4 protein-coding genes and 1 rRNA gene are annotated in these 5,607 nt (G+C 60.3%); 1 reads left to right on the top strand and 4 read right to left on the bottom strand.

Annotated elements, in window-relative coordinates; translation table 11 throughout:
- The first annotated feature begins 186 nt into the window (after positions 1 to 186).
- Positions 187 to 302, top strand: a 5S ribosomal RNA gene (gene rrf, locus HP547_RS24760).
- A 67-nt stretch (positions 303 to 369) separates the two neighbouring features.
- Here the strand turns inward: rrf and HP547_RS24755 are convergent.
- From HP547_RS24755 to HP547_RS24740, 4 genes are all read right to left on the bottom strand, one after another.
- Entirely contained in the window at positions 370 to 2,784 is a 2,415-nt protein-coding gene (locus HP547_RS24755) for a TonB-dependent siderophore receptor (protein ID WP_172288014.1), read from the bottom strand.
- Between the two features lie 167 nt (positions 2,785 to 2,951).
- Positions 2,952 to 3,920, bottom strand: coding sequence for a FecR domain-containing protein (locus tag HP547_RS24750; protein WP_172288011.1), 969 nt, complete (start codon positions 3,918 to 3,920; stop codon positions 2,952 to 2,954).
- A gap of 4 nt (positions 3,921 to 3,924) precedes the next feature.
- The gene (locus HP547_RS24745) at positions 3,925 to 4,428 is read right to left on the bottom strand and encodes a sigma-70 family RNA polymerase sigma factor (protein ID WP_172288008.1); all 504 of its coding nucleotides are present in this window, start codon (positions 4,426 to 4,428) and stop codon (positions 3,925 to 3,927) included.
- Positions 4,429 to 4,539: 111 nt separating this feature from the next.
- Positions 4,540 to 5,229 carry a GntR family transcriptional regulator gene (locus HP547_RS24740; RefSeq protein ID WP_172226837.1) on the bottom strand — a complete coding sequence of 230 codons (690 nt, stop codon included), beginning with the start codon at positions 5,227 to 5,229 and terminating at the stop codon, positions 4,540 to 4,542.
- Positions 5,230 to 5,607 lie beyond the last annotated feature (378 nt).

Raw genomic sequence — 5,607 nt, 5'->3', positions numbered from 1 at the left:
CCGAACTCAGTAGTGAAACGATGCATCGCCGATGGTAGTGTGGGGTCTCCCCATGTGAGAGTAGGTCATCGTCAAGATTCATTTCGCAAAACCCCTATCTGCGCATGCAGGTAGGGGTTTTGTCTTTAAGTAGGAACTACAGAGATTCGCAGGTACGTCCGAGGGACGGGCCAGCACACAGAATTTCTTGACGACCATAGAGCATTGGAACCACCTGATCCCATCCCGAACTCAGCAGTGAAACGATGCATCGCCGATGGTAGTGTGGGGTCTCCCCATGTGAGAGTAGGTCATCGTCAAGATTCAAACCCAAAGCCCCTGTCTGCGATGCAGACAGGGGCTTTGTCTTTTCCGGGCAGTGGTGGCTGATCAGAACTGATAGCTGACCGTTGCGCTGACGTTGCGCTCTTCACCCATGTAGCAGTAGTTCAGGCTGGCACACGAGGTGATGTAGCTTTCATTGGTCAGGTTGTTGGCGTTCAAGCGTACATCCACACCTGCGAGGCCGATCTTGCCCAGGTCATAGCCGATGGAAGCGTCGAACAGGGTGTAGGAAGGCACCTTCATGCTGTTTTCCGCATCGACCCAGCTGTACCCCACATAACGCACGCCACCGCCCAGCCGCAGGCCATCCAGAGCCCCCTGGTGGAAGTTGTAATCTGCCCACAGCGAGAGCATCTGTTTCGGTGCCTGGGTTGGCGAATTGCCTTTGTTGTCCAGGCTGCCGGACACCAGGCTCGGCATCGACTTGGAATACTCGATGTCGGTAAAGGTGTAGCCACCCAGCAGCTTCAGGCTGTCAGTGAGCTGAACATGCGCTTCCAGTTCAAGCCCTTGCGAACGAACTTCCCCGACAGGGCGATAGAAATCCTCGTTTGGCTGTTTCGACGCCAGGTTCTCCTGCTCGATGCGGAACACCGAAGCAGTGAACAGGTTGTCGCTGCCAGGGGGTTGATACTTGATACCGGCTTCCCACTGGGTGCCCTCCGTAGGTGCCAGCGGGCGGCCGTCCTGATCGGATACGGTATTGGGGTTGAACGACTCCGAATAGCTGATATACGGCGCAATGCCGTTCTCGAACAGGTAGAGCACCCCGGCGCGGGTAGTGAACCTGGAGCGCTGATCGCTGGCCTTGGTATCGCTGTCCCGGTTCTCTTCGGACACCTTTACCCAGTCCTGGCGAAGCCCGAGGGAAAAGCGCCACTGGTCCAGCTCGACCAGGTCCTGCAAGTACACGCCGGTTTGTTGCAAGCGCCGCTGGTAGCGGTTCTCGCCCAGCACCTGAAGGTTGCCATTACCGTACTGCGGGTTGCCGGCATCCAGTGGATCGACTGTGCCGTAACGCCAGGCCACGTCGGCTTTGCGGCGCTGATAGTCAGCACCCAGCAGCAGGGTATGCTTGGCCGCGCCAGTGAAGAACTCCGCCTGCAGCATGTTATCGATGATGTATGAATGCAGGCGCTCGTCGCCCCCGGTGTACGCGCGATTGAGGATGTTGCTGTCGGCATCGGCCCAACCGGCGGAGTACACCTGGTCCATCGACACATCCGAATCCTGATAACGGAAGTTCTGTCGTGCGGTGAAGACGTCGTTGAAGCGGTGCTCGAACTGGTAGCTGAAGGACTGTTGGGTGCGCTCGTAGTGGTCGATACCCGGTTCGCCCTCGAAGAAATGGTCCGACAGCCGCAAGCCGTTGCGCTGGTGCAGCATGCCGTCGGCAGGATTGCCGCCGTGGTACCCGCCGTTCGGGTCGTGTTGCAGGTAGGCTTGCAGGGTGAGCGAGGTGTCTTCGCTGAAGTCGATGCTGATTGCCGGCGCAATGGCGTAGCGTTCTTCCTTACTGTGGTCGAACTGTGTGTCAGAGGCATCCGCCAGGCCTGTCAGGCGGTAGGCGATGCGCTTGTCGTCATCTACAGGGCCGCTGAAGTCAAAACCCATGCCGCGCTGGCCCTGGGTGCCCACCGTCGCCTGCAGTTGATGGTAGGGCGTGAACTGTGGCTTCTTGGTAGTCAATGCCACAAGCCCTCCAGGCGAGCTACGGCCATATAGCACCGAAGAAGGCCCTTTGAGAATGTCGATACGTTCGAGGAAGTACGGGTCGACCTGCATGGTGCTGTAGGTGCCGTTGTCACCCATCGACTTGAGCCCGTCGACGTAGATGTTATCCACCGACCCATCATTGAAACCGCGCATCGCCACGTAGTCATAGCGATGAGTTGCCCCGTAGGGGTTGGTCAGTACACCGGGGGTGTAGCGCATGGCCTGGGCGACAGTCTGCGAGCCCTGATCGTCCATCTGCTGACGGGTAACCACCGACACCGATTGTGAGGTCTCCACCAGCGGCATGCTGGTCTTGGTTGCCACCTGGCTGTGGGTGGCGTTGTAACCCTCCATGCTGCCCAGGGCATTGCCCAGGCTGAAGCTACGGACGTCGGTGTCTGGCAATGACAGTGCAGCGCTTTGAGGTTGTGCCTGCAGCACGTAGTTGCGCTCGCCCTGGCTTATGGCCTGCAGGCCGCTGCCATTGAGCAACTGGCGCAGCCCCTGTTCGGCAGCGTATTGCCCCTGCAAGCCGTTGGACTGCAATCCATCGGTGAGCTGTGGCGTGCTCGACAGGGTGATGCCCGCCTGCCGTGCAAACTGGTTGAGCACGTCATCCAGCGGGCCGGCCGGGATCGCGTAGCTATGGCTGGCCTGGACGACACCAGCGGCGACCGAGAGCTGCGGGGCTGTGATCAGCCCCAAGGCGGTACCGAACAGGGCAGCCCGGACAGCTTTGCGCAAAATAGCTGATTGCAAAACAGGTCGAAAATCATTCAGGGGTGAAATGTGCGTGTGCACAGGGTCGGTTGGCATGAGCGGTCCGTTGGCAAGTTGAGGGGCAGAGGGGATTGCTTTCTGTCCTAGCCGGACCGGCATTCAAAACCCGCCAAAAAATCATCAGGGCCTGATCAAGCCTGCTGTTCTACCCGCACCCACCAGCGGGTACGTTGCAGCAGCCGCACAGGTAACGTCTGTGGCAGCAGCTGCAGCAGCCGCTCCGGGTCTTCGAGGCGGAACACCCCCGACAGGCGCAAATCCGCAATCTCGTCGCTACAGCCCAGATAGCCATGGCGATACCTGCTGACCTGCGCGAGAAAGTCGAACAGGCGCATGTCCCGGGTAACGATCAGCCCTTCGCTCCAGGCCATCGCGTCCATGTCGACATGTTCCAGCCGTTGTGCACCTTGTGCATCCAGGCGCCAGTCCTCCCCGGCTTCTATCCACTGCAGCTGGCCATTGCCTGGCCGGTGGATGGCCAGCCTGCCATGGCTGACGCTGACGCGGGTGCAGTCACTGTCCTGGCGAGCAACAAAGCGCCCTTCGAAACCTTCCAGCAAGCCGTCGCGGGTTTGTATCAGCAAGGGACGCTGCGCGTTCGACGCCTGGCTGCAGGTGATCATCAATTCCCCCTGCTTCAGGCGAACCAGACGCTGCCGGTCATTGAAGGCCAGGTCCACAGCACTGCGGGTATTGAGTTGCATGAGCGAGCCATCGGGAAGGGCATAACTGCGTCGCTCACCCGTATTTGTGGCGTAGTCGGATGCCCAGTCGCTCACCATCTCCAGGTCTTTGCCCAGCCATGCCGTCGTTCCTATCATGGCAACACCGCCCAGCAGCTTCAGTGCCTGCCGCCGCTGCAGGCGCCGCTGGCTGGTTTCCAGGGTGCGCAAGGCGACACCGGCGCCGGGGATGGCGCGCAGGTCGAGGTCCTGTTGCAGGTAAGTGACCCGTTGCCAGGCCAGTTCATGCTCGTGGCGGGCACTGCGCCATTGTGCGCACTGTTGTTGCAGGGCCAGGTCATGGCCGCTTTCGCGCAGCCTCAGCGTCCACTGGATGGCCTGCTTGACCGCTGTTGCGCCAGGCTGTGCGGCAGTCATCGTCTCAGCACTCGTCTTCGTAGCGCAGCACGTAGCAATGGTAGAGCGCATCAGCGATGTAGCGCTCCACGGTACGCACCGAGATGCCCATCTGGTCGGCAATGGCCTGGTGCTTCAGCCCTTCGCACTGGGCCAGCAGGAACGCGCGGCGTACTTTCGGCTTGAGGCCGTCGAGCATGCGTGCGATGCGTTCCAGCAGTTCCAGCAGCAGTTCACGGGTTTCGGCGGAAGGGGCTTGTGCTTCCGGCGCGTATGTCAGTGCCTCGAGGTAGGCCCTGTGCAGCTCCTCGCGGCGCCAATGATCGATCACCAACCCACGTGCGACCGTACGCAGGAAGGCTCTGGGCGTGTTCAGCTGGAGGGTTTCTCGCCGCTGCAGCAGGCGCACGAAGGTGTCCTGGGCAAGGTCGGCGGCATCGGCGGCATTGCCCAGCTTGCTGCGTAGCCAGGCATGCAGCCACCCATGGTGATCACTGTAAAGCGTTTGCACGGAGTCATTGCTGGACATGGGAGGAGGGCGCTGAGGTCAATGGACATGAATGATAATTAGTCTCATTGTTGGCATGGCCAGATGAATTTGCAACCCATCTGGTGCGCCGCGAGCTCCGCCGCTGAAGCGTCAGCGCCCCAGTTGGGTATCCAGATACTTGCGGATCACCCTTGCACCGCTATTCAGGTGCTGCTCCAGCACCGCTATCGCCTCATCTATCAGCTTGTCGCTGGCCGCATCCACCAAGGCGTTGTGATCGTCCTGGGTGAGCTTGCCCAGCCCCATGGATGAGAGATGAAAGCGCAGGAAGCGCTCCTCCTCGTTCAGCTCGTTCTCGATCAGGCGCAGCAGCTTCTTGTTCGGCGCCTTGCTGTACAGCGCCATATGGAAAAGGCGGTTCAAACGACCGATTTCGGCATGCCGGGTTTCGTTTTCCAGTTGCTGGATATACCCGCGGGCGCTGGTGATGTCGCTGGCATCGAGCAACGGAATGGACTGGCGCAGCGCTTCGCTCTCGAGCAATACCCGCAGGGCATAGGTGTCCACCGCATCCTCGCCGATCAGCGGCGCGACCACTGCGCCCTTGTGCATCTCCACCTTCAGCAACGATTGCGCTTCGAGTTGGCGCAGCGCTTCGCGCACAGGCATGCGGCTGACCCCGAACAAAGTGGCGAGCTCTTGTTGCCGCACCGCAGTACCTGGGGGTAAGCGGCCATCGAGAATGGCGCTACGCAGGCGTTCTTCGATCACGCCACGCGCCTGATGCGGCAGCAGCTGCTCGCTGGCCAGCACATTGCTCAGTTTGATTTTCTCGGCCACGTGACGCCTGCCTCAACGATGACAAAAGTTGGATCCAATGACACTAGTAACAGCTTGTAGGGGTGTCAAACCTGCTCTGCGCTGGCACGCGCGCCCCAAAAGCGCGGCTATGGTGGATGAAGTCGGCGGCCAAAGGAAGCAGCCTATAGAAGGATATATCCAGAAAGTGGAGGGTTGCTGACCGGCGGGGGCATGATTGCAGGGTGCCATTGTCTTTTGCCCTGGCAAGCCCCACCATCGCTGCTTTCGACTGGCCGGAACAGGGCTTCGCAGTGGCGATATCCTGGATGCTCAAAACCGTTGTGCGACGCGTCGGCCTGGCCGGGCTGCTGGGCTGCCTGCTGCTCGGCGGTTTGCATGCGGACTGGGATTTCTCCC

The sequence above is a fragment of the Pseudomonas sp. CM27 genome, from assembly GCF_013179515.1.
In the GTDB taxonomy this organism is placed as follows: Bacteria; Pseudomonadota; Gammaproteobacteria; order Pseudomonadales; family Pseudomonadaceae; genus Aquipseudomonas.
The sequence above is the reverse complement of the archived record's forward strand: the minus strand, read 5'-3'. Positions and strand labels throughout refer to the sequence as shown.